This window comes from Prosthecobacter sp. (genome assembly GCF_029946185.1).
Classification (GTDB): domain Bacteria; phylum Verrucomicrobiota; class Verrucomicrobiia; order Verrucomicrobiales; family Verrucomicrobiaceae; genus Prosthecobacter.
Genome location: NZ_JAQSEA010000294.1, coordinates 59,554 through 83,471 on the forward strand (window position 1 = coordinate 59,554; position 23,918 = coordinate 83,471).

At 58.5% G+C, this 23,918-nt stretch carries 16 protein-coding genes, 1 tRNA gene, 1 other RNA gene and 1 pseudogene; 8 read left to right on the top strand and 11 right to left on the bottom strand.

Going from position 1 to position 23,918, the window contains the following annotated elements; all coding sequences use genetic code 11:
- From PSV43_RS24060 to PSV43_RS24080, 5 genes and pseudogenes are all read left to right on the top strand, one after another.
- A pseudogene (locus PSV43_RS24060) lies at positions 1–317 on the top strand (hypothetical protein); the annotation flags it as partial.
- A gap of 1,082 nt (positions 318–1,399) precedes the next feature.
- Positions 1,400–1,474: transfer RNA gene (locus PSV43_RS24065), tRNA-Glu, on the top strand.
- Between the two features lie 189 nt (positions 1,475–1,663).
- On the top strand, positions 1,664–2,608 hold the full coding sequence (locus PSV43_RS24070) for a GDP-L-fucose synthase (protein WP_300203717.1): 945 nt from the start codon (positions 1,664–1,666) through the stop codon (positions 2,606–2,608).
- Between the two features lie 54 nt (positions 2,609–2,662).
- The gene (locus PSV43_RS24075) at positions 2,663–3,946 is read left to right on the top strand and encodes a class I SAM-dependent methyltransferase (protein ID WP_300203719.1); all 1,284 of its coding nucleotides are present in this window, start codon (positions 2,663–2,665) and stop codon (positions 3,944–3,946) included.
- 320 nt (positions 3,947–4,266) lie between these two features.
- A complete protein-coding gene (locus tag PSV43_RS24080; RefSeq protein ID WP_300203721.1) occupies positions 4,267–6,018 on the top strand; it encodes an ABC transporter ATP-binding protein in 1,752 nt (583 codons plus the stop codon).
- Between the two features lie 158 nt (positions 6,019–6,176).
- Here PSV43_RS24080 and PSV43_RS24085 read toward each other — a convergent pair whose 3' ends face one another.
- The 4 genes from PSV43_RS24085 to cysS all read right to left on the bottom strand — a co-directional run bounded on the left by PSV43_RS24085 (position 6,177) and on the right by cysS (position 10,594).
- Positions 6,177–6,746: an elongation factor P gene (locus PSV43_RS24085; RefSeq protein WP_300203723.1), complete on the bottom strand. Its 570-nt coding sequence runs from the start codon at positions 6,744–6,746 to the stop codon at positions 6,177–6,179.
- A 111-nt stretch (positions 6,747–6,857) separates the two neighbouring features.
- Complete coding sequence (locus tag PSV43_RS24090; protein WP_300203725.1) at positions 6,858–8,174, bottom strand: DUF1552 domain-containing protein; 1,317 nt, start codon at positions 8,172–8,174, stop codon at positions 6,858–6,860.
- Positions 8,175–8,231: 57 nt separating this feature from the next.
- Positions 8,232–8,837, bottom strand: coding sequence for a DUF1080 domain-containing protein (locus PSV43_RS24095; protein WP_300203727.1), 606 nt, complete (start codon positions 8,835–8,837; stop codon positions 8,232–8,234).
- Positions 8,838–9,187: 350 nt separating this feature from the next.
- A complete protein-coding gene (gene cysS, locus PSV43_RS24100; protein WP_300203729.1) occupies positions 9,188–10,594 on the bottom strand; it encodes a cysteine--tRNA ligase in 1,407 nt (468 codons plus the stop codon).
- A gap of 377 nt (positions 10,595–10,971) precedes the next feature.
- On the opposite strand from cysS, the gene ssrA reads away from it, so the two are divergent.
- Positions 10,972–11,324, top strand: a transfer-messenger RNA (tmRNA) gene (gene ssrA / locus PSV43_RS24105).
- A gap of 321 nt (positions 11,325–11,645) precedes the next feature.
- On the opposite strand, the gene PSV43_RS24110 is transcribed toward ssrA, so the two are convergent.
- Both PSV43_RS24110 and PSV43_RS24115 read right to left on the bottom strand, forming a co-directional pair.
- Positions 11,646–12,524 (bottom strand): hypothetical protein, encoded by an 879-nt coding sequence (locus PSV43_RS24110; RefSeq protein WP_300203731.1) that lies wholly within the window; start codon positions 12,522–12,524, stop codon positions 11,646–11,648.
- Positions 12,525–12,609: 85 nt separating this feature from the next.
- Positions 12,610–13,851, bottom strand: a complete 1,242-nt coding sequence (locus tag PSV43_RS24115) for a L,D-transpeptidase (protein WP_300203733.1) — start codon at positions 13,849–13,851, stop codon at positions 12,610–12,612.
- A 543-nt stretch (positions 13,852–14,394) separates the two neighbouring features.
- Here PSV43_RS24115 and PSV43_RS24120 point away from each other — a divergent pair.
- The gene (locus PSV43_RS24120) at positions 14,395–15,651 is read left to right on the top strand and encodes a tryptophan 7-halogenase (RefSeq protein ID WP_300203735.1); all 1,257 of its coding nucleotides are present in this window, start codon (positions 14,395–14,397) and stop codon (positions 15,649–15,651) included.
- A gap of 381 nt (positions 15,652–16,032) precedes the next feature.
- On the opposite strand, the gene PSV43_RS24125 is transcribed toward PSV43_RS24120, so the two are convergent.
- The 3 genes from PSV43_RS24125 to PSV43_RS24135 form a co-directional block, all read right to left on the bottom strand.
- Entirely contained in the window at positions 16,033–17,454 is a 1,422-nt protein-coding gene (locus PSV43_RS24125; RefSeq protein ID WP_300203737.1) for a FecR domain-containing protein, read from the bottom strand.
- Positions 17,451–17,981: a sigma-70 family RNA polymerase sigma factor gene (locus tag PSV43_RS24130; protein ID WP_300203739.1), complete on the bottom strand. Its 531-nt coding sequence runs from the start codon at positions 17,979–17,981 to the stop codon at positions 17,451–17,453. The genes PSV43_RS24125 and PSV43_RS24130 overlap by 4 nt, the downstream gene beginning before the upstream one ends.
- A 149-nt stretch (positions 17,982–18,130) precedes the next feature.
- Entirely contained in the window at positions 18,131–19,075 is a 945-nt protein-coding gene (locus tag PSV43_RS24135) for a TlpA disulfide reductase family protein (protein WP_300203742.1), read from the bottom strand.
- A 111-nt stretch (positions 19,076–19,186) separates the two neighbouring features.
- On the opposite strand from PSV43_RS24135, the gene PSV43_RS24140 reads away from it, so the two are divergent.
- Positions 19,187–20,632 carry a DUF1080 domain-containing protein gene (locus PSV43_RS24140; RefSeq protein ID WP_300203744.1) on the top strand — a complete coding sequence of 482 codons (1,446 nt, stop codon included), beginning with the start codon at positions 19,187–19,189 and terminating at the stop codon, positions 20,630–20,632.
- 213 nt (positions 20,633–20,845) lie between these two features.
- Here the strand turns inward: PSV43_RS24140 and PSV43_RS24145 are convergent, their stop codons facing one another.
- Both PSV43_RS24145 and PSV43_RS24150 read right to left on the bottom strand, forming a co-directional pair.
- Positions 20,846–21,544, bottom strand: coding sequence for a hypothetical protein (locus PSV43_RS24145; RefSeq protein ID WP_300203746.1), 699 nt, complete (start codon positions 21,542–21,544; stop codon positions 20,846–20,848).
- Positions 21,545–21,742: 198 nt separating this feature from the next.
- Complete coding sequence (locus PSV43_RS24150) at positions 21,743–23,692, bottom strand: DNA topoisomerase IV subunit B (protein WP_300203748.1); 1,950 nt, start codon at positions 23,690–23,692, stop codon at positions 21,743–21,745.
- Positions 23,693–23,918 lie beyond the last annotated feature (226 nt).

The following is a 23,918-nucleotide window of genomic DNA, read 5'->3' on the forward strand; positions in this document are numbered from 1 at the left end:
CAGGCGAAGATGCGGGAGCAACTGCTGCGGGCTGCTGTGGCATGCTACCGAAGGGAGCGCCGTTGGAATTCGCGCCCAAAGAGAAAGGCGACGCAGGGGAAGAGGTGGGAGCAGCTGCTGCGGGCTGCTGTAGCATGCTGCCGAAGGGAGAGCCGTTGGAATTCGCGCCCAAAGAGAAAGGCGACGCAGGGGAAGAGGTGGGAGCAGCTGCTGCTGGCTGCTGTGGCATGCTGCCGAAGGGAGAGCCGTTGGAATTCGCGCCCAAGGAGAAAGGCGACGCGGGTGGCTGCTGTACCGCAGGCGCTGCGGCCGGTTGAGTCATTTGGAACGGGGAGCCGGCGGCTGAGTGAGACGCAGGCGTTGCAGGCTGGGCGAACGAAAAAGGTGATGGCGATTGTGACGCACCATGTCCTTCGCGGGCCTGAGCGATCAACCCCGGAAGCTTCGCCGCTGGTAGTGCAACAAGACGTGGATCCTGAGGTGAAATAGGAACTTGGAAAAGCGCCGGGCAGACACGATACAGCTCAAACAACGGCAATGCAGCCTGACCGCTGCGCAAAGCGTTTTCCAGCAGAGCGGGTGGCAGGGAAAGCGGCTGTTGCGCTGGCAGTGCTCCCATTCGCACGACTTCGGCGGGCAGTTGATTGATTACATCTCCTACTGTAAGGGGCGAATTCGTGGCGGGTGCTCCAGTGACGTTGAACGGCGACATTCCTGTGGATGAATTGATCGGCGGTGCCGCAATCGACTCGTTGCCAGCCGTTTTGAAAAGTGGATTGCCCCCGATTTGAAAGGGGGAAGCACCAGCTGGAAACTGTAAAGGAGTAGACGCTTGCATGGATGAGAGGCTGTTTGTGCCCGAGCCAGCCACCCTCTGAAGAGGAGTTCCCGCCAAGCTTTGATGAGCATCTTTCACCGGTTCGTTAGAACCGGCTCCACGCTGGAACAAACCTCGGAACGAAAAACTCATCGGCGGATAAAGCTGCCCGACTTAGCAAAGTAGCAAGCCTGTGTGAAAAATCTAGTAATTATAAACAAATACCTCGGCATTTGCCTTATTTAACCGAGGTTAAATATTTTGCCACTTAGTTCAAGATTTTTCATCGTTTTTCGACTGGCTGAATATTTTGCACCTGACTTGGGCCCGCAACACTCTTGTTTGCCGAGACTGGCAAGTCGCCTCGGCGGTGAAATGGGTTTTGTGCAGAGAGTTGCTTCTGCAGGTGTTACGCAGCGCCTTCTTCTACAGGTGGTGAAATCTGTATTTTATGGGTGCCGGTGAAGGGGGGGATGGGGCATTTGACGACTTGTGGAAAAATGAATTTCATCATTGATGAATTTTCCCTTGCGCAATCATAGTTTGAAAGCAATATCCCGGCCCGCTCAAACCGAGCAAAACGACCCCTTCGTCTAGCGGTTAGGACACATCCCTTTCACGGATGCGACACGAGTTCGATTCTCGTAGGGGTCGCCACTCTCTTTTAGAGAGTGGTGACCAGAGGTGGAATCCTCTCAAACCAAGTCCAAACCTCACTGAAAGCATCAAGCATGCTGCTACAACGAGATGTGGTAAATATGTCGCAGGCTAATTTTTAACCTGTAACTCACTCTTCGCCGTGAAGCTGTGCTGGACACCGCATCCGCATCCGCTAGGCATGCATGCATGTCTTCATCTGGCGGCAAAATTTTCATCACCGGTCATCAAGGGCTCGTCGGACGCGCACTGCTGCGCCACTACGCAAACAAACCCGAATGGCAGGTCATTACTCGCACCAAGGCAGAGCTCGATCTGCGTGATCAGCAGGCGACCAATGCCTTCTTCGCAGCGGAGAAGCCGGATCAGGTGATCCTGGCTGCGGCGACTGTAGGTGGCATCAAGGCCAGCTACACTCAGCCTGTCGATTTCCTGCTCAATAATCTGCAGATTCAAAACAGCGTGCTGTCTGCAGCACACCAGTATGAGACGAAGAAGCTGCTCTTCCTGGGTAGTACCTGCATTTATCCCAAGGCGGTGGAAATGCCCATCCGTGAAGACAGCCTCATGACCGGGCCGATGGAGGAGACCAATGCTCCGTATGGGATCGCCAAGATCGCGGGGATCAAGCTCTGCCAGGGCTACCGGCATCAGCATGGGCGTGATTTCATCTGCGGCATGCCGGCCAATCTGTACGGTTCCTTTGACAACTTTGATCCGGAACATTCCCATGTGCTGCCTTCGCTGATCCGCCGCTTTCACGAGGCCAAACTGCACAACAAGCATTCCGTCACGCTCTGGGGCAGTGGTAACCCCACGCGCGAGTTCCTATTCGTGGATGATCTGGCTTCCGCCTGCGCCTTCCTGCTCGAAAACTACAGCAGCCCCGACATCATCAACATCGGCACCGGCGCGGAGATCAGCATCCGCGATGCCGCAGAGGCGATCAAAACGATCATCGGCTACGAGGGCGAAATCCTCTGGGACACCACGCAGCCAGATGGGAATCCGCGCCGCCTGCTGGACGTCAGTCGCATGGAAAAACTCGGCTGGAAGGCCAGCACCGACTTCCGTGAAGGCGTTGCCCGAACCTACCAGTGGTTTCTCGACAACCGGGCCACCGCCCGCGTGTGATCTTGCGCATGAAGTCTAGCTGGACACGCCAGCACAACAATGCCAATTGAGCCAATGGCCATCCAAGCTTTCCGCCCCGTCCTCATCACCCGCAACACCTGCCGTATTTGCGGCTCACGCAGCCTCACCCCTGTCGTCAGCCTTGGGGATCAATTCATTGGCGGCGTGCTCGCGAGTGCCGATGGCAGTGCGCTCATCAAGCGCAAAGTCCCTCTCGATCTCGTCCGCTGCGACCCCTCCCAGGATGAAAACGCCTGCGGTCTGGTGCAGATGCGCCACTCGGTGCCACCGAAGGTGCTCTACCACCGCTACTACTACGAGTCCGGCATCAATCAGTCCATGATCGACAACCTCGCGGGCATTACTCAGCTCGTCGAGCAAACCGTCACTCTCAAGGCCAAGGACATCGTGCTCGACATCGGTTGCAACGACGGCACGCTGCTCTCCAGCTATCAGACCCAAGGGCTCCGCCACATCGGCATTGATCCTTCAGACGTGGCCCTGAAAGCCCGTGCCAAAGGCTTTGAAGTCGTGAACGACTTCTTCTCCGCCCGCGCCTTCAAGAGCGTGCACGCCACAGAGAAAGCCCGCGTCGTCACCAGCATCTCCATGTTCTATGACTTGGAAAATCCGCATGCCTTCGTGCAGGACATCGCTGATGTGCTCGCCAACGACGGCATCTGGATTTTGGAGCAGAGCTATCTGCCTGCGATGCTCGACATCAACAGCTTCGACACCATCTGCCATGAGCACTTGGAGTACTACTCTCTCGCAGTGCTTGAGCGCCTCTTCGGTGATCACGGCCTCGAAGTCATCGACGTGCATCTCAACGACGTGAACGGCGGCAGCTTCCGCCTCGTGGTGGCCAATGCCGGTCAGGTCAAGCCTTCCGCTGAAGCACTTGTCCGCGTGCAGGACCTCCGCATCCGCGAATTCGAAATGGCGATCGATTCCGATGCTCCCTACGCCATCTTCCGCGACAACATCGAGCGCATCCGCACGGACCTCACCGCCTTCCTGCAGAAGGCCAAGGCCGAAGGCAAAGTGGTGCACGGCTACGGTGCCTCCACCAAGGGCAGCACCACACTGCAGTTCTGCAATGTTACCAATGACCTCGTGACCGCCATTGCCGACCGCAATCCGATCAAGTGGGGCAGCTACACCATCGGTACACAGATCAAGATCATCTCCGAAGAGGAATCCCGCGCCGCGAAGCCCGACTACTATCTTGTGCTTCCCTGGCACTTCATGCCTGAGTTCCTCAAGCGTGAGACAGAATTCCTGGCCCGTGGCGGCAAGTTCGTCGTCCCGATGCCACAGGTGCATCTGGTGGGCTGATCGTAGCGAAGGTGTTCGCTTAAGGTGCAAGAGCCTCCGAAATACTCGGAGGCTGATTGGATTGCACTCGTGGAGTGTGGGCTAAATCGAGCCACTGCTTTGCGGAACGTAGGTTGGGTGTGTTTGGCGGATGCCGCCTCCTCAAACTCACGGACACCTCTCCGCCAAACCGCCCGACTGCGAGGACGCTCCTACGCCAGAGTGCTTGCGATGCGCTCGAAGACGGGCGGGCTGTCGCCACACCCATCCTACGACCATACGCTGCCATTTCACATTCGGTTTGAATGTCGCGCCTTGCTCGCTCGTCTAGCCACTCACCCATGGACGACAAGCCCGAGCCGATGACCAACAGCAGCGCGCTGCGCCGACTGCTCGCGTTTGCACGCGGCCACTGGCGCATCGCAGCGTGGCAGTTCACCCTGGCTGTCGCAGGGACCTCGCTCATCTTCGTTTTCCCCGGAGTGGTGCGCTGGTTCATGGATGAAATCATCCCGCAGAAGCGCAGCGATCTGATCTGGCGCGCGGGCGGTCTGGCGCTGCTGGCGTTCGCGTTGCGAGAGGGTTTGTTCTACTTCCGTACCCGGGTGAACTGCACCTTTGAGCAGCGCATGATCACCGATCTGCGCAGCCAGTTGCATCGCAAAATCGAGCTTCTCCCTCTACGCTGGTTTGACCATCAGAGCACCGGGGACATTCTCACCAAGCTGGCCGATGACGTGCCTGCTACGCAGCGGGTCATCCTCGAAAGCATCGAGCAGGGGAGCACCGCTGTGCTGCAGATCATCGTCACCGCCATCGTCATGCTGGTGGCAGATGCGAAGCTCGCGCTCATCGTCCTGGCCCCGACGCCGCTCATTGCCGCCGGTGGCTGGATCTACTCACGCTGGGTCTCCCCTCGCGCCACAGCAGCACGTGAGGCCACCAGCGCGCTCAACGCCACCCTGCACGACACCATCACGGGTATCCGCCAAATTAAGAGCTTCACCGCTGAGGAGATGCGGCAGTGGAAATTTCTCGCCGCCAGCCATCGCCTCAAAGAAAAACAGACCAACCTCATGGCGGCCTGGGCTTTCTACTCACCCTCCATGACCTTGCTCGGTAACGGCGGGCTTGTCCTGCTGCTTATGGCCGGTTCCTGGTGGTGTGTGCAAGGCAGCATGACCACTGGTCAGTTGATGGAATTTTTGCTCCTCGTTGGCTTCCTCTACGAACCCATCGCCCGTCTTCACGGCGTCAATCAAACCCTGCTCAACGGCCTCTCCGCAGCCAAGCGCGTCTTCGCCATCCTCGACAACGAAACCGAGGAGGAACTCGATGCCGGCCAGTCGCTTCCAGCCATCCGTGGCGAGATCGCATTCAATGCCGTCACTTTCAGCTACCGTGCCGACAAGCCGGTGCTGCATGACATCTCGCTCAAGGCAGCTCGTCACCAAACCATCGCCATCGTCGGTGCCACCGGTTCCGGCAAGAGCACGCTGTTTCAGCTTCTCACCCGCTTCTACGATCCGCAAAGCGGAAGCATCACACTCGATGGCGTGCCATTGCAGGACCTCAGCAAACGCTTCCTGCGCCAGTCCCTCGCCTATGTCACGCAGGAGGCCTTTCTCTTTGCCGGAACGGTGCGCGATAACCTCCTGCTCGGCCAAGCGTCTGCCACGGATGAAGAGCTCTGGACCGCCTTGCGCGACGCCTGCGCCGAAGACTTCGTGCAGCGCCAGCCCGAAGGCCTCGATGCTGAAGTGGGCGAACGCGGCGTACTTCTGAGCGGTGGCGAGCGCCAGCGCCTTGCTCTTGCCCGTGCTTTTCTCAAAGACGCCCCCATCCTCCTGCTCGATGAAGCCACCTCCGCCGTCGATGTGAAGTCCGAGCACCTCATTCAAACGGCGCTGGCCAAACTCCGCGCCAACCGCACCAGCCTCATCATCGCCCATCGTCTCAGCACCATCGTAGAGGCAGATGTGATCTACGTGCTACATCAGGGCCACATCCTCGCGAGTGGGACGCATGAGGAGCTGTTGCAGACATCCCCATATTATCGCGAGATGGCTGCACTGGCGTTTGATGGGGGATAGACCTCCGGCCTGTCGATGGACTGGGGCTTCCAGCCTTAGATCAGAAACGAAGGCGGGACGCCTCGATCCGGTGACAGGCCGGAGGTCTATCCTCCCAACAAAAACGCCTGACCGTTTTCACGATCAGGCGTTCGTTGATTCAATGATCTCAGCTCAGCTTAGTTCGAGCGGCCAAGATAGGTATTGTCTTCGGTTTTGATGCTAACCTTGTCACCGTTGTTGATGAACAGCGGCACCTGCACGCGCATACCAGATTCGGTGATGGCTTCCTTATAAACGTTGTTCGCGGAGTCACCCTTCACGCCAGCAGGGCTGTCGGTGATCGTCATGACGATGTTGGCTGGCAGTTCGATGCCGGCGACGACGTCATCCGCGAAGACGACGAGGTACTTCTGACCTTCGATGAGGTAGCCACGGGTCTTGGCGTCCAGCTTGTCTTCACCGATGAGCACGTCTTCAAACGTTTCCGGGTGGATGAAGTGGTAGCCGTCGCCGTCTTTGTAGCTGAACTCGTGGTTGTCGCGGACAAGGTTCACGGATTCGAGCGACTCATTGGAAGTCATGCGCAAATTGTACATCTTGCCGATGGTGATGCTGCGGACGGACATCTGCACGAACGAGGCCATGCGCGGTGGCGTCTTGAGTTCGGTGTCGGTAACGACGCAAACGTCGTTGTTGTGGCGGACGGCATGTCCTTTGCGGAGATTGATAACTGGTGTGGCTGGCATAAGAGCGTGTTTCCTTGGCGAGTTTGGCGTGCATTGCAAGCGCCGGTTCGAGGCCCCCCGCGCTTCAGGCGGACGGCGGAGGATTGATTTCGGAGTTTATTGGCAGGCTGTTTAAGACAGATTCAGGGCACCGCCTTCGCAGAGCTCCTTCTTGCCGAAGGTCTGCAGGTCGTGCCCCATGCCCTGTGCCACGGACATCCAGAGGCGGTTGTGAGCGGCTTTGTCGAATTTCAGGCTGCGACCCATTTTGAAACCGCAGCCGCCGCCGATCATGATGTAGGGGATGTTGTCGAGCGTGTGGCTGTTGCCCTTGCCGAGTTCATTGGTCCAAACGAGGAGCGTGTTGTCCAGCATGCTGCCACCTCCGGTGGCTTCGGGCGTTTCACTCAGACGCTTCGCCAGATAGGCAAACTCACCGGCAAACCAAGTGTTGATCTTCATCAGCTTTTCGTAGCTGTCCTTCTTGTCATCCGGATCGTGCGAGAGGGAGTGGTGCCCCTCCTGGATGCCCAGCCAGCGCATCTGTGCCATGCCGACGGAGCGCATGTACTGCAGCGTGCCCACGCGCGCCATGTCATTGGCCAATGAGTTCACCAGCAGGTCGATCTGAATGCGGCTGATCTGCGGGGTGTTGTCGTTCACGAGTTCGATGCTCGGGTCCACCTGCGGTACGGCGTGTGCCAGCTTGCCCTGTTTGTCGGCATCGGCCAAATCCTGCTCCATGCTGCGCACCAGGGTCATGTGCTGGTCCAGCAGCGCCTTATCCCGGGCGCTGAGTTTGGCAGATACACGTTTCAGATCATCGCGCACATCGTCCAAAATGCTGACGAGGCTGTCCTTGTCTTTCATGCGACCATAGACTTTTTTCAGAATCTGATGCGGATCATCAATGGGAGCGACGGGTTGATTGCCACCGGCATAACTCATGCGCGTCCACGGGTCAGCACGCTCTGGCACCGCCACGCCAAACTCCAGAGAGCCAAAGCGGGTCTTGGTCTCCGCGCGGCTTTGCAGGAAGTTCTTCAATTCCTGATCGATGGAGATGTTGCTGGCCCAGCCCGCCGGATTGCCACCGCCACCCATGATGTTTCCCTTGAGCAGTTCATCGCAGGTGAGCAGACAGCTCATGCCACGCATGTGGCTGTCGCCATCGCCCTTCACTTTGTTGGCGATGCCGTGCAGGATGAGCATCTGCTTTTTGAACGGCTCCAGCGGCTTGAGGATTGATTTGAAACTGAAATCCGCGCCTTCCTGATCCGGCCAGAACTCATTCGGCAGCGTGCCGTTCGGCGAGAACATGATGATCAGCCGCTGCTTCCTCTGCGGGGCAGGGGCACCTGTGATGCTCGGCAGCCCGGCAAGAAAGGGCAGGGCACCGGCAGAGATGCCGAGATCACGCAGGAATTGGCGGCGGTGAAGGTGTTTCATGGGGGTATAAAAGCTACGCAGAAGATACGCACATCTTGCGCTCCCGCGTAGGCGAAATCACTTCAGCTCCTTGAGCTGGATATGCCGGTACTCCATCACGCCGCGATCACCCTCAAGGCCGATGGGCCCAGTCGGGGGCATGGGCATCACGGCGGGGAGGACTTCGCCATTGCAGGTGCAGACTGTGACGCCGTCTTTCACGGTGACTTCGATCTGGTTCCACTCCTGCGGCTTGTAGGCTTTCAGGTCGGTGAAGGGACCGGCGACGAGGTAATCGCGGCATTGGAGCTGGGGCTTGCGCACAAAGATGCCGCTGTCGGCATTCACTCCGGCGCGGAATTCGAGCTTGAGCACGAAGTTCGTCGGAAACTCGGCCACCGTGTAGATCTGCCCGGTGAGCTTGTCCATCTCGGTGGGGAAGTTCACGGTGAAGATGCCGTCCTTCACGAAGTACTGGCCTGCATCCTTCGCCTCGGTCTTGCCATCGTGCTTCGCGGTGATGGTGCCCGGGTTCGGATCGTCCTTCTTCGTCTTTTCACGGAAGCACCAGCCGGTGAGGTCCTTGCCATTGAAGAGCGAAGTGAAGCCGCCCTCCGGCTTCCAGTCTTCAGCATGCAGTGAGGTGGCGGCGAGGGCGAGGAGGAGGGCGGCGGTGCGTTTCATGGTTGGGAGGTGGGAAAGCCGGAAATGGGCAGGCAGTTAACGCTGCGTTTTCTGCGGAGCTGACGAAAAAAGCAAAACAAAAGCGTGGGGAGCTCTGGGCGGTTTGGAAGGAGCGGGACCATCTTGGTCCCGGCTTGGGAAGAGCGCTGGGTGAACTCGGAGCGTTGAGGGATCAGGATGATCCCTCTCCTGCCTGAGGCTCTGGGCGGATTGGAAGGAGAGGGACCATCCTGGTCCCTCACGCTCCGCACACACCCTCCATTCCGCGCTAACAAAACGCGGCTTGCTTTTCGCTGACGCCGCCGCTTTCGCCAGCGCATGGAGGGATCAGGATAATCCTTCTCCTCCAGTTACTTTGCCACCACGGTGAAGCCTTCCTTGTTGTCCTTGATCAGCCAGCCTGCGGCTTCGAGCTGCTTTCTCAAAGTGTCGGCGGCGGCCCAATCTTTCGCCTGTTTCGCATCCCAGCGCTGTTGCGCCAGCGCCTGGATGTCGGCGGGCACGTCGGTGGCGGCTTCATCGGCGAGGGCGGGCAGGGTGAGGCCGAGGGCCTTCAGCATGAAATGCAGGCCGTTGCGTGCGGCGGTAGCTTCTTCGACGGAGAGCGTGGTGGGCTTGAGCTTGTTCAGCACGCCGAAGATAGCACCGGTGGCACCGGGGACGTTCAGGTCGTTCAGCAGCGTTTCCCAAGCTTCGGCAAACGGGCCTGCCGCTTTCCCGTCGGGCAGGGAAGGGGAGATGGTCGAAAGCGCCTTGTCAGCCTTCGCGAGCTTTTGCAGCGCCTGACGTGCGGAGTCGAGGCTATGCATGGTGAAATTCAGCGGCGCACGGTAGTGGCCGGAGATCAGCACATAGCGCACCTCCACGGCGCTGTAGCCGCGTTTGGCCAAGTCTTCGAGCGTGTAAAGATTGCCGATGCTCTTGCTCATCTTGCCGCCATCGACCATGAGATGCGCTACGTGCATCCAGTGATGGGCGAAGTGCCCGTGAGTGCTGCAGCAGCTCTGGGCGATCTCGTTTTCGTGATGCGGGAAGATCAGATCCACGCCGCCGCTGTGCAGGTCAAAATCCTCGCCGAGGTATTCGAGAATCATCGCGCTGCATTCCAGATGCCAGCCGGGCCGTCCTTCGCCCCAGGGGCTGGGCCAGAAGTTCTCGCCGTCCTCCGGCTTGCGTGCTTTCCAGAGCGCGAAGTCGGTGAGGGAGTCCTTGGTGTACTCATCGCTGTCTGTCGCGCTGGCCGCCACGCTGGCACCGAGGCGCAGTTCGCGATCTTCCAGGTGGCTGAGCTTGCCGTAGTCTTTGTAGGAAGAGACGCGGAAATAAACGCTGCCATCTGCGGCGGCATACGCATGATCACCGGCGATGAGTTTTTCAATCATCGTCACCTGCTGGGGGATGTGCGCGACAGCAGACGGTTCGATGTGCGGCGGCAGCAGATTCAGCGCGGCGCAGTCGGTGTGAAATTTCTGCGTCCAGCCCTGGGTGAAGTCGAGCAGGCTCTGCCCCGCTTTCTGCGAATCGCGGATCGTTTTGTCATCCACATCCGTGATGTTGCGCACATGCAGCGTTGGCGTGCCGGAAGCTTCGACCACACGGCGCATGACATCCTGCGCCACAAAGGTGCGGAAGTTGCCGATGTGGGCCGGGCCATAGACCGTGGGGCCGCAGCAGTAGAAACGCAGCGTCTTGCCATCGAGAGGCGTGGTTTCGCGGTCGGTGCGGGTCAGGGTGTCGTGGAGCTTCAGGGCGGGCATGGGGGCGGAGAAAATGAATGACGAATGACGAATGTCGAATGCGGAATGACGGGCGGAGGTCAAGGCGTCAAGGGGTGGTCAAGAGGTCAAGACGGTGCGCCGAAGCCAAATCGTCCTCGTTCTCGTTCACGTGCCGCTCTCGAAAGCTCTGCTGCCACGCGGGATCATCCCGCAAACGCCTCAATTGCCGCTCCTCCGGCTTCCGGGGATTGCTTTCGGATCATCCGATCCGCCAGCGGAAGCTTCTTGATCGAGCAGGAGGACGAGGTCGAATTACAAAACCTCCGCACTCCAACACCCCGGCCTCTCTCTACCCGCCTCTTCCGAAGCCCCTTGACCCCGCCCCATCATGGCGTATCTTGGTTCCTCTCCAAAACGGGGGCGTACTGGTTTCGACGGGTAGCCTTAGTTCGGAGCTGCATGCCGAGGATGATTCGTTGGCCTCGTTAAACACCGGATCAAAAAACATAAATGCAAACTCTAACGAGCTAGCACTCGCAGCTTAAGCCCTGCGACATCCTTCAGGCAATGTCTGGTAGCCTGAACGATGCCACTACCAGGCTGGTTTGTTGATCGGGCGACCGGGTCACAAACGAGATACAACAGGACGCTGGGTGAAGAGTAGGCCGTCTCAAGCCGCCTCCCACCGAGACCAAACATGAGACTGAGCATGGAGACGCTACGGATGATGGTTATTCGGACAGGGGTTCAACTCCCCTCGCCTCCACTTCTTTATTAACGGGTTAAATCACTGATAATGAAGGGGTGGAGTGGGTTTTAAGGAATGGTGTCAAAAGGCTGAAAATGGCTCTTTATGGCCTTTGCTGGCTCTGTTTGATGTTTAAAAATGGGTGAATTAAGGTCGCCAAACTGCCGCTGAATAGATCCAATATGGTGGACTAGATCGATGAGGAAGGCAGATCCGTGCCCCAGCGTGCATGAAGGACGGGGCAGTGGGGGCATGCAAGGCCAAGGCGCGGTCGACGGAACAAGCAAAGGCCGAAAAAGCAAGGTGGGCAAAATGGAGAGAAGAACGGGAGAGCAAATCTGATTAATAGTGTTCCCTGCCAAATCCAACTTCGCGAGCTCTGTGGATGATCTCCGCACCAAGCCATGTCGGTTTGAGAACACGGATAGTGCAGTCGTTTCTCATCCAATATACCAGCAAAGTGCCCCAGTATAATGCGGTCGTAACCCATGTGAAAGGCTTCACAAATGCAATACCCGGAGAGGATGCCATGGTTATATTGATTTCAGGAAGCATGATACTCGCTGCGAGACTTGCAGTGAGAAGCGCAATCCCCATTACGAAAAATAAAGGGTATTGTCGGCCAACAACTCCGCTGGCAAGATTTTTCTCCAAGAGCCATTTTTCAGATAAGCGGTCGCGAGGTGCATTTCTGGCTGGTCGGAAACGGTCATCTTCAATCGAAAGTAGTTCCTTTAACTCGACAGATTTCATACCTCGAAGAGTTTCAATGACGAGATCGTCGACGTCTTCATTATTTAAAAGGTCAGCAAGTATGCGTTGCCAGATGGGTGCCGATTCCTCATCGGGGTCCACTTCTCGTGCAGCTTCAGTCCATTTTTCGATGGCTTTTATAGCCTTCACACTGGGTTCCTCGGGTTCTACGGGATGATCTTGGGCCTGCTCTGGCGGGGAGATCTTTTTAGTGCGTTTCCTTGTCTTTCTTTTGGGACGCGTAACCGCCATTTTCTGGGCCTCATCAATATGATGATGTAGGTTTGCTCTCTTTTTTTCTTCGATCCACTCTTTGACTTGGATTCCCAACTCGTTTCCAATCACTTTGGCTGCTGGGTTCAAAAGGAGTCCCATGAATGCTGCTCCGCCTTTCAAGGCGCTTTTACCCACTGCTAGGGCCGCTGTTGTTCCTACTACTACCGCAGCCGTTGTTGGTACATCACTCATTCATCAAACAAGGAGCACCCATAAACGAGGTCAACTGCGAATTCTGAGCGCCATGCCTTCGGTGGCATGAGTCTTGAGCCACACCTCAATGAATCGACACCACCACGCCCGCTCTCACATGCGTGGCCAGGCGGGCGATGTCCCAGTTCGCCAGGCGCACGCAGCCGTGGCTGGCGCTGCGGCCGATGGTGTCGGGATCGCTCGTGCCATGCAGGCCGATGCCGGGCTTGTTCAGCGCAACCCAGATCACTCCCACGGGATCGTTGGGGCCGGGCGCGAGCAGATAAGTTTCATCGCCGCGCTCGCCGGTCTTCAGGAAAGACAGGTCATAGCGAAAGTCAGGCAGGCGGGCGATTCCCTTTACCTTCCACTCGCCCAAGGGGGACACCGTCTGCGCTGAGCCGATGGTCACGGGATAAGCGGCGACGAGTTTTTCGTTCTCAAACAAACGCAGCATGTTGTCCTTCGTGTCCACCTTGATGGCGATTTGGTCAGCCGTCAGCAGGCCTTCCTTGGGAGCCGGTTTCTCTTCGGCAGCCTCGGCTTCCTTCGTGGTCTTGGCGTCCTTGGCCTTATGGGTGACTTTGCCCTTCGCTTCGGTGCTCTTCTTGCCAGCCTCGTCCTTCGGCTTCTGCTGGCCCTTTTCTTTCTTGTGGGCCGCCGCCGTGGCTGCTTCCTTCGCGGCGATTAGATCCAGCAGCGGCAGCGTTTTCACGCCGCCTATTTCAAAAGGTTCCACATTCGGCACCTTCAGCGTGTCCCCGGCTTTGAGGGTGTCCAGCTTGCCCGGGTTCAGCTGCTTGAGGTAATCGACGTCCACGTGGAATTTCTCGCCCACCGCCTCCGTCAAGTTCGCATACGGCAGCCATTTCAGCTTGGCCATTTCCGGTACTTCCTTCGGCAGCTTGCCGGTGGCTTTGACGTCGGCCTCCGTCACCACATAGTCGATGAAGACGTCCTTTACGCTGGTCAGGTCCATGTCGGAGATATCCGGCAGGGGCATGGTTTTCTCGGGCTGGCCTTCCACCTTCACAGGAGCGGGTGCAGCAGGCAGGGGAGGGAGGCTGTGAGCCTCCCGATACAAGCCCAACGCCTTCTCTGAAAAACCGCCGAAACGTCCGTCGATCTTCCCCGGCCCGAAGTTTGCGCGGTCGAGAAACACCTGCAGCCGCGTCGCTGCCTCATGATCGGCGGGCATGGAGGGGGGGGCTTTTTCGCCTTCAGCGGTGGCAGCGGGTTGGTCCGCAGCCTTCGCCGCTTTTTTGTCAGCAGCCGCAGAGGATAGAGAAAGCCCGCAAAGCAGGCTGAAGGTGAAGAGAAGGGGCAAGCGAAGCACTGGGGGATTCATACCCTGACTTCGCCCGTGCCGCGACAAACGGCTGTGCGCGATTCCGCAAGCGTATGCGAGGACGGCCTTGGCGGCGTGGATTTCGTGTCCTTTTTTTTCAAAACCACCGAGCCGCGATGCCCCTATATGGAGTGCGGTCACAGGGCTGCGAATATGAACCGCTGCGTGCGGCGCGTTCCGCCAAGCCGCAATCCGCCGGCAAACCCACACGGCAGCGGTCCTCGCCAAGGTCAGCATCGTCAGCCTGAGGTTGCTCCCGCGCTCTTCAGAGCGCCGCCTTGGGCGGAAAGGGGGATGATCGTGCCTGACCCAGGGCTTTGCTGCGCTGCGCCTTGGGCTGAATCCTGCGGGCCTGCGGCTCACGGCTGGCACCTTGTCGGAGGGCATGCCTCCGCAGGAGGTTGGCCGGATGGCACGGCGCCAGCGTGATTCGAGGCCACGCAGCCTGTGAAAATATCTGCGTTATTGACGCGGCCATTCCTTGCGCCTGCTCGTTAATCCAGCCATGCATCCCGCTAACACATGAGCCAACAAACTTGGGATGTCATTGTCATCGGCGGCGGGCCTGCGGGCGCGACTGCTGCGGCCACTTTGCGGCAGGCTGGGCGCTCCGTGCTGGTGCTGGAAAAGGCCAAATTTCCACGCTTTCACATCGGTGAGTCGCTGCTGCCTTACAATCGCGAGATATTTGATGAACTGGGAGTCTGGTCCAAGATTCAGGCTGCGGGATTCATGGTGAAGCGCGGCGCGCAGTTCTGGATGGGCGATGGCTCGATGCACACGCGGATGGATTTTTCGCAGGGCTCGTTCACCGAGTTTTCGGAGTCGCTGCAGGTGGAGCGCGCGAAGTTTGACGACATCCTGCTGCGCCATGCGGAGGAGTTGGGCGCGGACGTGCGGGAGGAGGCGCTGGTGACGGAGTACCTCGTGCAAAAGGAGCGTGTCACGGTTAAGTTTCGCGTGAAGGGCGGGGAGGTGCAGGAGGCGCATGCGGCCTTCCTGATGGATGCGAGCGGCCTGGGCAATTTCACCGCGAACAAGGAAAACCTGCGGGACTACTACCCGGGGCATAAAAAGATTTCCATCTTCGGCCATTACAGCGGGGTGCAGATGACGACGGGGAATGAGAAGGGCGATATCCTGATCATTCGCCGTGAAAATTCATGGTTCTGGATGATCCCTCTGGCAGACGACAAGGTGAGCGTGGGGCTGGTGCTGGATCAGGCGCAGTTCAAGGCGCTGAAGATGGAGCCGCAGCAGGTGTTTGACGAAGCGGTGCTCAAAACGCGGGCGGTGAGGGAACGCATGATTAACGCCAAGGCGATTTCACAGGGGCATGTGCTCACCGATTTTTCCTACACGAATCGCAAGCTGGTGTCTGAACGGTTGGTGCGTGTGGGGGATGCGGCTGGGTTCATCGATCCGGTTTTCTCCAGTGGTGTGATGCTGGCGATGATCACCGGCCGGCAGGGTGCCAAGGTGGTGCATGCCGCTATCGCCGCTGGCAAGGCGTGGACCTTTGCCATGAAGCGCTATGAGTGGGCGACGCGCCGGAAGGTGGGCCGCTTCTGGCAGTTCATTGAGAGGTTTTACACCAAGCACTTTGCGCAGATTTTCTTCCAGCCGACCAACAAGTTCCGCCTGCTCTGCGCAATCAACTGCGCGCTGGCAGGCCGCACCCGAATGACGTTTGGCGCGAAGTGGCGGCTGCGGCTTTTCTTCACGCTGGTGTGGATCCAGAAGTACCACCCGATTGCGAAGCCGATACGGATTCGGTGAGGGGGGAGTGCCTTTGCGCACGGGCGTTTTGAGTTGGCGCTGGGTGGCCGGAACCGGCTGAAGCCGGGACTGCAGTACGTGCCTTGGGTGGCCGGGACGGGAGCGCGGCAGGGATGTAATTTTATACCACGATCAGTTTAAAAAGGTCTTAAATTCCTCATTGCTGGGAACCTCCGAATTGGGTGCCCTATAGGAATGGGGATTTCATTTCAAAGCGGCGCAAGAAGACAGGATTCACATGATGACAGAATAAGGCAGGATTCCCCAAGCAGAGAATTTTGTGAATTCTGTCATCCTGTGAATCCTGTCCCAATCGGCGTCACTCGTCCGAAGCCACCTCTATGAGAGCTGTACAGACGTCTTTTTAACGATCGATGTTATTTAGCGCAGCTTCACGCGCAGCATCGGGGCGGAGCGGGTGCCGTTCTCCTTGGTGGCAAAGGCGTGCACGAGGCCGCTGTCTTGGGTCTCGTTGGTCTCGCGGCAGATCATGAGCGTGGCGATCTGATTGGTGTCGGCATTGAGGAAATCGGCGAGGTCTTTGCCGCGCAGCTTGCGGGTGCCGCGGTTGATGCCCTGGGCGATCTCGAACTTGCCGAGCAGCTTCACCTTGCTGGCGGCGGGGAGGTGGCGCTCGGCCTGCTCAGGATCATGCGCGGGGGCGTGCTGCCAGCTCAGGCCGGTTTCCTCCCACGCGTCTTCGACTTCATCGAGCACGCCATACACGGCGAAGGTGCTGTCCGGGACGAAGCTGGCAAAGCCGAGCTCGCTGGGCTCGATGGTGAGGACGAGTTCGGCGTCTTCGATGGGGCGGCCGCTGAACTTGCTCAGGTCAAAGGCAATGTAGCCTTTGCGGTTGAGGTCGGGTTTGATGTCCCGGCTGCGCTTGACGCGGAAAAAGGGGTGCGTGCCGAAGTCGTTTGGCTTCTTTTCGGAGGACTGGATGTAGCTGTCCTTGCCACGGCCAAAGGCGGTGGTGACGGCCTGCCAGCCGTCGCCGGTGTCCAGCACGATGGAGGGCTGCCAGAGGCTGGGTTCTGCGTCGTCGCCGCCGGGCGGGTGCATCTGGCTGCGGGACCAGCCGTGGTCCACGCGCTGGCCTTTTTCGAGCATCTTGGTGGAGGCGCCGGATTTATCGTCCACCTCCACGAGGCCTTCGAGCACCTGCACCATGTACTTGCCATCTTCACCGGCGCTGAGCCCGAACTTGGTGCCCCAGTCGATGACTTTGGCGTCCTTGGTGTCGATGCTGAATCCTTTCGCCTGGGGCGGGACTTCGGCGACGAGGGTGCCACGGCGGAGCTTGCAGTTCATGCCGTCGATGACTTCCACGGTGGCGGGGGCTTCGAGCACGAGTTCCGCGCCGCTGTCAAAGCGCAGTACGGCGAGGCCTTCGATGAGATCCAGCATGCCGGGCTTCAGGCGTGCGCCTTCCACCGTGGGCAGGCTGCTGCCGGCCCACTGGCACTGCTGCGCACGGATGAGGGTGGCCACGGTGCCGTCGCGGGTGCTTTGCAGCCAGACGAGGCCAAAGGTCACGCAGGCGGCTGCCGCTGCGGTGAGGGCATGACGCCACCAGACGGGCTTGGAGGCGGCGGCAGGGGCTGCTGAGGCGGCCTGGGTGTGCCAGCAGTCGTCAAAGCTCAGCTCGGCACGTTGATGCAGGGCCTTGGCAAAGAAGGCGCGGGCGTCGGCGGAGGCCTTGAGTTCGGCCTCCAGCGCGGCCACTTCTGCGGCGCTAAGTTTTTCATCGGCGTAGCGTTCGGAGAGTTCGAGCAGTCGAAATTGATCCGCTGGTTTCATGATTCGGCTCCTTCCAGTTGCAGTTCTTTTTCCACGCAGGTCATGAGGTTCATGCGGATGCGGCTCAGGGCGCGATACACCGCGCCCACGGTGCTGAGGATGCGCTCGGCCACGCCATCGATCTCCAGGTCTTCGTAGTAGCGCAGGGTCACCAGCTGACGGTGTGCGGCGGGCAGCTTGGCCACACAGGCACGCAGGGCATCGCCTCGGCGGTCGCCGCTGTCGCTGAGCTTGGAGACTTCATCGTGCAGGAGTTCCAGCATCTCGTCGCTGAGGGGCGCGGCCTCGCGCTTTTTCTGGCGGCGATGCGTGAGCACCTGATGAAAGGCTGTCTTGCGCGCCCAAGCCAGGAAGTTGGTGCCGCTTTCAAACTGATCAAAGCAGCGCCATAGGATCATCTTCGTCTGCTGCAGGATGTCATCCGCGTCATGCGGTGCCGGGACCAGGCTGTAAACGTACACGCCCAGCGCGCGATCATGCCGCGTGAGCAGTTCGAGAAATTCCTGGGTGCGGTCGGGGGAGGACATGGCGCTAGTAGTACCTTAAGGCTGCGGGGGCGGGGATTTGGACAGAGAATTTGGGGAGAGGGCTGTCAAGAGGTCAAGGAATGGTCAAGGAACGCTCAGGTGTCGAGCCTTGACCCTGTTGACTGCTTCTTGACCTCCGCCCAATCTCCTCAATGTCCCGGCGCTTCAATCGTCGGATCCACCTTCTTCAGCGCGACCCACAATGCCGGGTCTTCCGGGTGCCCATTGAAGAGCACCTTGCCTTCAGGCGAGAGCAGGACCATGCGTGGAATGGTGGCGATTTCGAGCGCCTTGGTGTACGGGCGTTCCGCTGGCTCCACGAGCCATGGCAGGGTGGCATTCTGCTCCTGGCGGATGCGTTCGGCCGTGGCCTCTGCCGTGGCCTCGGCGCTGCCGTCGTCCTTGTTCATCGCGGCAACGACGATGCCGTGCGAAGGGAGCATCTTGGCCTTCTCTTTGAGCGCAGGCATGAGGGCCATGCAGGGGCCGCACCAGGAGGCCCAGAAGTCCAGCAGCAGAGCCTTCCCGCTGCCGAGCTGGTCGCTCAGCGTGGTGGCCTCTCCCATTGAGGTGGTCAGCGGAATTTTCAAATCAATGACGAGTGCTGCCATCTTCGCTTCGAGATGAAACTTCTCGATGGCCTGGATGAAGACCTGGGCCTGTTGTGGATTGAGCCAGATGGCTTCGAGGATGTTTTGTTTAAAACCAGCGGCATCCTGCGCCTCACCTGCCTTCAACGCTTTGATGTAGGCAATGAAGGCTTTCACCGCTGCGACATTGGGCAGTGCGGCGGCGCTGGCCGGATCAAAACTGTTGGCGAGGATTTCCACTTCTGGCAGGATTTTGAGGAGGAATGGCGTGCTTTGATGCCGCAGGCCCCAGACGAGCTTGGCTTCGATGATCTGCTGGCGCGGCACCCCTATCTTGTTGGCCTCTTTGGCGAGGCTCTGCAGATCTTCCTCGGTCGTGTCTTGAGCAAAAAGCCGCTGCATCAGTGCCTGAACACCTGCCTTGGCCTCGTCAGTCGCAGGGGCTTGGGCATGCAGAGAGAACTGGCCGCAGCAGAGGAGGAAAGCACAGATAAAAGGTTTCATGGCGGGAGAACGGTCCCGATTTTTGTGACCAATGTCGAGCAGAAAGTGACCTTCCTTAGGCTGAATGAAAGATGCCTTCCATGGGGTGCGACTCCTGTGCCTAATATTCTCATGAAACAAACACTGACACTGACTCTCATCCTCGCAGCGGCCACGCTCTGCAGCGCTGCGGACAACACCCCGCCCGAAGGCTTTACGCCACTCTTCAATGGCAAGGACCTCTCCGGCTGGTACGGCTGGGGCACCCAGGACCCGACCGACTTGGCCAAAATGACGCCGGAAGAACAGGCCGTTTATAAGAAGAAGTCCCTCGATGGCGGCCTCGTGGATGCCAAAGGCAATGAGAAGGGCGACAACGTCAATGCGCATTGGAGTGTTCAAAACGGTGAACTTGTCAATGACGGCAAAGGTTTGTACCTCACCACCGACAAGGACTACGGCGACTTCGAGCTGATGGTCGATTACAAGATGCTCCCCCTTGGCGACAGCGGCATCTACCTGCGCGGCATTCCCCAGGTGCAGATCTGGGACTTCACGGAGAAGGACGAAAAAGCCGTGGCGCTGGGCAAGCCCTTCGGTTCCGGTGGTCTTTGGAACAATAAGAATCCAGAGGGTAAGAATCCCCTGAAGCTCATGGACAAGCCCCTGGGCGAATGGAACACCTTCCTCATCCGCATGATCGGCGAGCGCGTGACAGTGACCTTCAACGGTGAAGTCGTCGTGAAGAACGAGGTGCTGGAAAATTTCTTTGCCAACCGCAAAGCCGGCTACCTCGCCTATGGCAAAAAGGACGCCAAGGCCAAGGATGCACCTGCTGAGAAAATGCCCAACGGCTGGTTCCCAGATCCGGCTTTTGCCAAAGGCCCGATCCAGCTCCAAACCCACGGCAGCGAAATCCGCTGGAAGAATGTGTACATCCGCGAGATCCCTGCTGAAGAAGCCAACAAGGAACTCGAAGGCAACTGGGCCGAAGACGGCTTCAAGGAATACGTCAACGGCAAGGACCTCAGCGACTGGCAGGGTGCGGTGGACAGCTACGAAGTCGTGGACGGTGCCATCACCTGCAAGCCCGGCAAAGGCGGCGATCTGCTGACCAAGGACGAATTTGAAAACGGCACCATCCGCGTCGAGTTCAAGCTCCCCCCCGCTGGCAACAACGGCATCGCCCTGCGCACCCCGCTGGGTGGTCACTCCGCCTCCGACGGTCTTGAGCTTCAGGTCATCGACAGCGACGGCTACAACGCCAAGCAAGCTGCTGCCGGCAAGAAAGGCCTTGAGCCCTATCAGTACCACGGTTCCCTCTATCACACCGCAGCTGCCAAACACGGCTACCTCCGCCCCGTGGGCGAGTGGAACGTCGAAGAGATCCAGATCGATGGCCAGAAAATCAAAGTCATCCTCAACGGCACCAAGATCCTCGACGTGGACATCGACAAACTCGACCGCAGCCAGATCGCCCATCCGCCAAAGGGACTGGACCACACGAAGGGCTTCATCGGCTTCGCCGGGCATAGCGATCCCGTGGTGTTCCGCAGCTTCAAGGTGAAGCAGAAGTAAGGGCTGCGCTGATTGTTTGATTCCATCACCCGTCAGGCCGCAAGGTCTGGCGGGTTTTTTTCTTTGAGTAGTGCGGGCAATCCTGCCCGCTAACGACGTGCTCTACACGGGCAGGATTGCCCGTGCTACTTCGGCGTGTCACACACCTCCGGCGGGAGCGGGATCATCCTGATCCCTTCTGGAAAAGGGTGCGGGATGCTTCCAGCCTGTTTTCTACTTTTTACCCTGCAATAATCTGCGGCACCAACTGAACAGTCCAGGCTTGGCCGCCTTAAGTTGCGCCTCGATCTTATGGACCAGCTCCTTCGCTTCTTCGTATGGCAGAACATCAGCCGAACCCACCACGTAAAGTCCGCCTTCCAGCAGTGAAGCACTTGTGACAACAGGGGCCAAGGCAGCCACGGCTGCTTCGGGTGTGATTTTGTATTTTTTAAGGAGCACCCAGTCGGCCATGAAAAAGATAGGATAAAGTTCGCACCCAGAGGCACGTGGGCCGCCCACTTTGATCATTCCTTCACTGCTGATCACTGGATCCTCAAACCTTTGATCACCCATCGTAAGCATGTAGGGATTCATGCCTCTGATTAAAGCAGGGATAAAATCCTCGATGATATCTTTGTAAAACTCGCTGTCTGCTTTGAACTTAAGGAATGCGGAGTCGCCACCGTGCGGTGCTCCGGCATCAGGCCTGTACACATAGCTGAAGTAACCTTTCATGCCAGAGGGGAGGAATTTAGCGGGATCGCAGATCGCGAGGCTGTCCCCCCCTTTGATTTTAGGAGCTACGGGAATGATTCTTCCCCGGCACATTTTTGAGTGAGAACTCAAGTGCTGAAAGATGCGATCATGCACATGGGCAATGGCCTCGTCGGGTTCTACAAGAGCATAGGCATCAAGGCAGTATTTCACCATGGGTTGGAAAATGTCAGGCGCTAGTGAGCCTGCAACTCCCGATAATGCTCCGGGCGGTTCCAAAAAAAGGCAACCTAAGTTCCACAACACGGCACCGAGGTCTGTGAGCTCGTTTCCCGGCTTCAGCGCCTGACGGTGAACATAGAACTGGGAAAAATGCGCTACGCGAGTTTGGTTGGTTCAGTAGGATCGCTACTCTCACGCCGCCACCGCCAGCGCCTCAGGCTTCGCCGTGTCCTTGAACTCCAGCTCTTCTTCCACCCGCAGATTTTCCACGATGTAGGTCTGGCGCTCGGGGGTGTTCTTGCCCATGTAAAACGAGAGCATCTCCTTCACGCTGCGGTGCTCGGAGGGGATGGCCTTGCCTTCGGCATCCACTTCGTGCTCACGGATTTTGACGGGCTCCAGACGGATGTTCGGTCCGATGAAATGCTTGAACTCATCCGGGCTGATTTCACCGAGGCCTTTGAAGCGGGTGATCTCGGCGGTCTTGCCGCAGCGGTGGATTGCGCGCTGGCGCTCTTCGTCGCTATAACAGTAGTAGGTCTCCTTCTTGTTGCGCACGCGGAAGAGCGGCGTCTGCAAAATGTACAGGTGGCCTTTGCGCACGAGCTCGGGGAAGAACTGCAGGAAGTATGTGATCATCAGCAGGCGGATGTGCATGCCGTCCACATCGGCATCGGTGGCGAGCACGACGCGGTTGAATCGAAGTTCTTCGAGGTCCTCTTCAATCTGCAAGGCGTTGGCGAGGAGATAAAACTCCTCGTTTTCATACACGATCTTGCGGCTGAGGCCGAAGCAGTTGAGCGGCTTGCCGCGCAGGCTGAAGACGGCCTGCGTTTCCACATCGCGGCTCTTGGTGATGCTGCCTGAGGCGCTGTCACCTTCGGTGATGAAGAGGGTGCTGTCCTCGCGGCGCTTGTCCTTGGTGTCGAAGTGCACACGGCAGTCGCGCAGCTTCTTGTTGTGGACCTTGGCCTTACGGGCGTTTTCACGGGCGGCCTTCTGGATGCCGCTGATTTCTTTGCGCTCCTTCTCGTTGGAGTTGATCTTGTCCTGCAACGACTTGGCGATGTCCGCGTGCTTGTGCAGAAAGTTGTCGAGCTGCGCGGTGATGACACTAGTGATGTGCCCGCGCAGATTGCGCCCGGCCGGCTCCATGTGCGTGGAGCCGAGCTTTGTCTTGGTCTGCGACTCGAAGATGGGCTCCTGCACCTTGACGCTGACGGCGGCGATGAGGCTGCCGCGCACGTCGGCGGGATCGAACTGCTTTTTGTAAAACTCGCGGCACTCCTGTACGATGGCCTCGCGGAAGGCAGCGAGGTGTGTGCCGCCCTGCGTGGTGTGCTGGCCGTTGACGAAGCTGTAGTACTCTTCGCCGTAGCCGCTGCCGTGCGTGAAGGCGACTTCCACGTCCTTGCCGACAAGGTGGATGATGGGGTACTGCGGTTCTTCAGAGAGCTTGGCGCGGATGAGGTCCATCAGGCCGTCCTTGGACTTGAACTTCTCTTCGCCGGACGAAGTGCGCAGCAGCATCGTAAGGCCAGGATTGAGCCAGGCGTAGAAGCGCAGCATCTCGCGCACAAAGTCGATGCGGTAATGGGTGTCTTCCGCGAAGCTCTCGGCATCGGCACGGAAGGCGATGCGGGTGCCGTTCGGCTCGGTGCAGGGCGTGGGCTTGCCCATGTCATAAACGACGATGCCCTGGCTGAACTCGATGGAGCGCGTCTGATTTTCGCGGATGGCCTGGATCTCGAAGAACTCGGACAGGGCGTTCACCGCCTTGATGCCGACACCGTTCAGACCGACGGAGCGCTTGAAGACTTCGCTGTCGTATTTCGCTCCGGTGTTGATCTGCGCGGCGCACTCCAGAAGTTTGCCCAGCGGGATGCCACGACCGAAGTCGCGCACGTTGACGGTTTGATCATCGGCGATGTTGATCTCGATGGAATTCCCGTAGCCCATGACGTGCTCGTCGATGCAGTTGTCCAGCACCTCCTTGAGCAGCACGTAGATACCATCCTCAGGCAGGGCGCCGTCTCCCAGCTTGCCAATGTACATCCCCGGGCGCAGGCGGATGTGCTCGCGCCAGTCGAGGGATTTGATGGAGTCTTCAGTGTAACCGTGTGCAGGGGCGGGGGTGGCCATGAGAGGAAAAGGACGAATGACGAAATCTGAATGACGAATGAGGGCACCGAGCCAAGCGGCTCGGCGACTCAAGGTCGATTGTAACCCTTTGAAATGGCAGAGAGGGGAGGGGGAGTCAAGGGCATGTGCCGATGACGCCGACAGCGATACGATCTGCAGCAGGTTAAAGCTGAGGTGAAATGGGGAGGTGAAGGTTCAATCCTTGTCAAACGGGTCAATAGTCAAG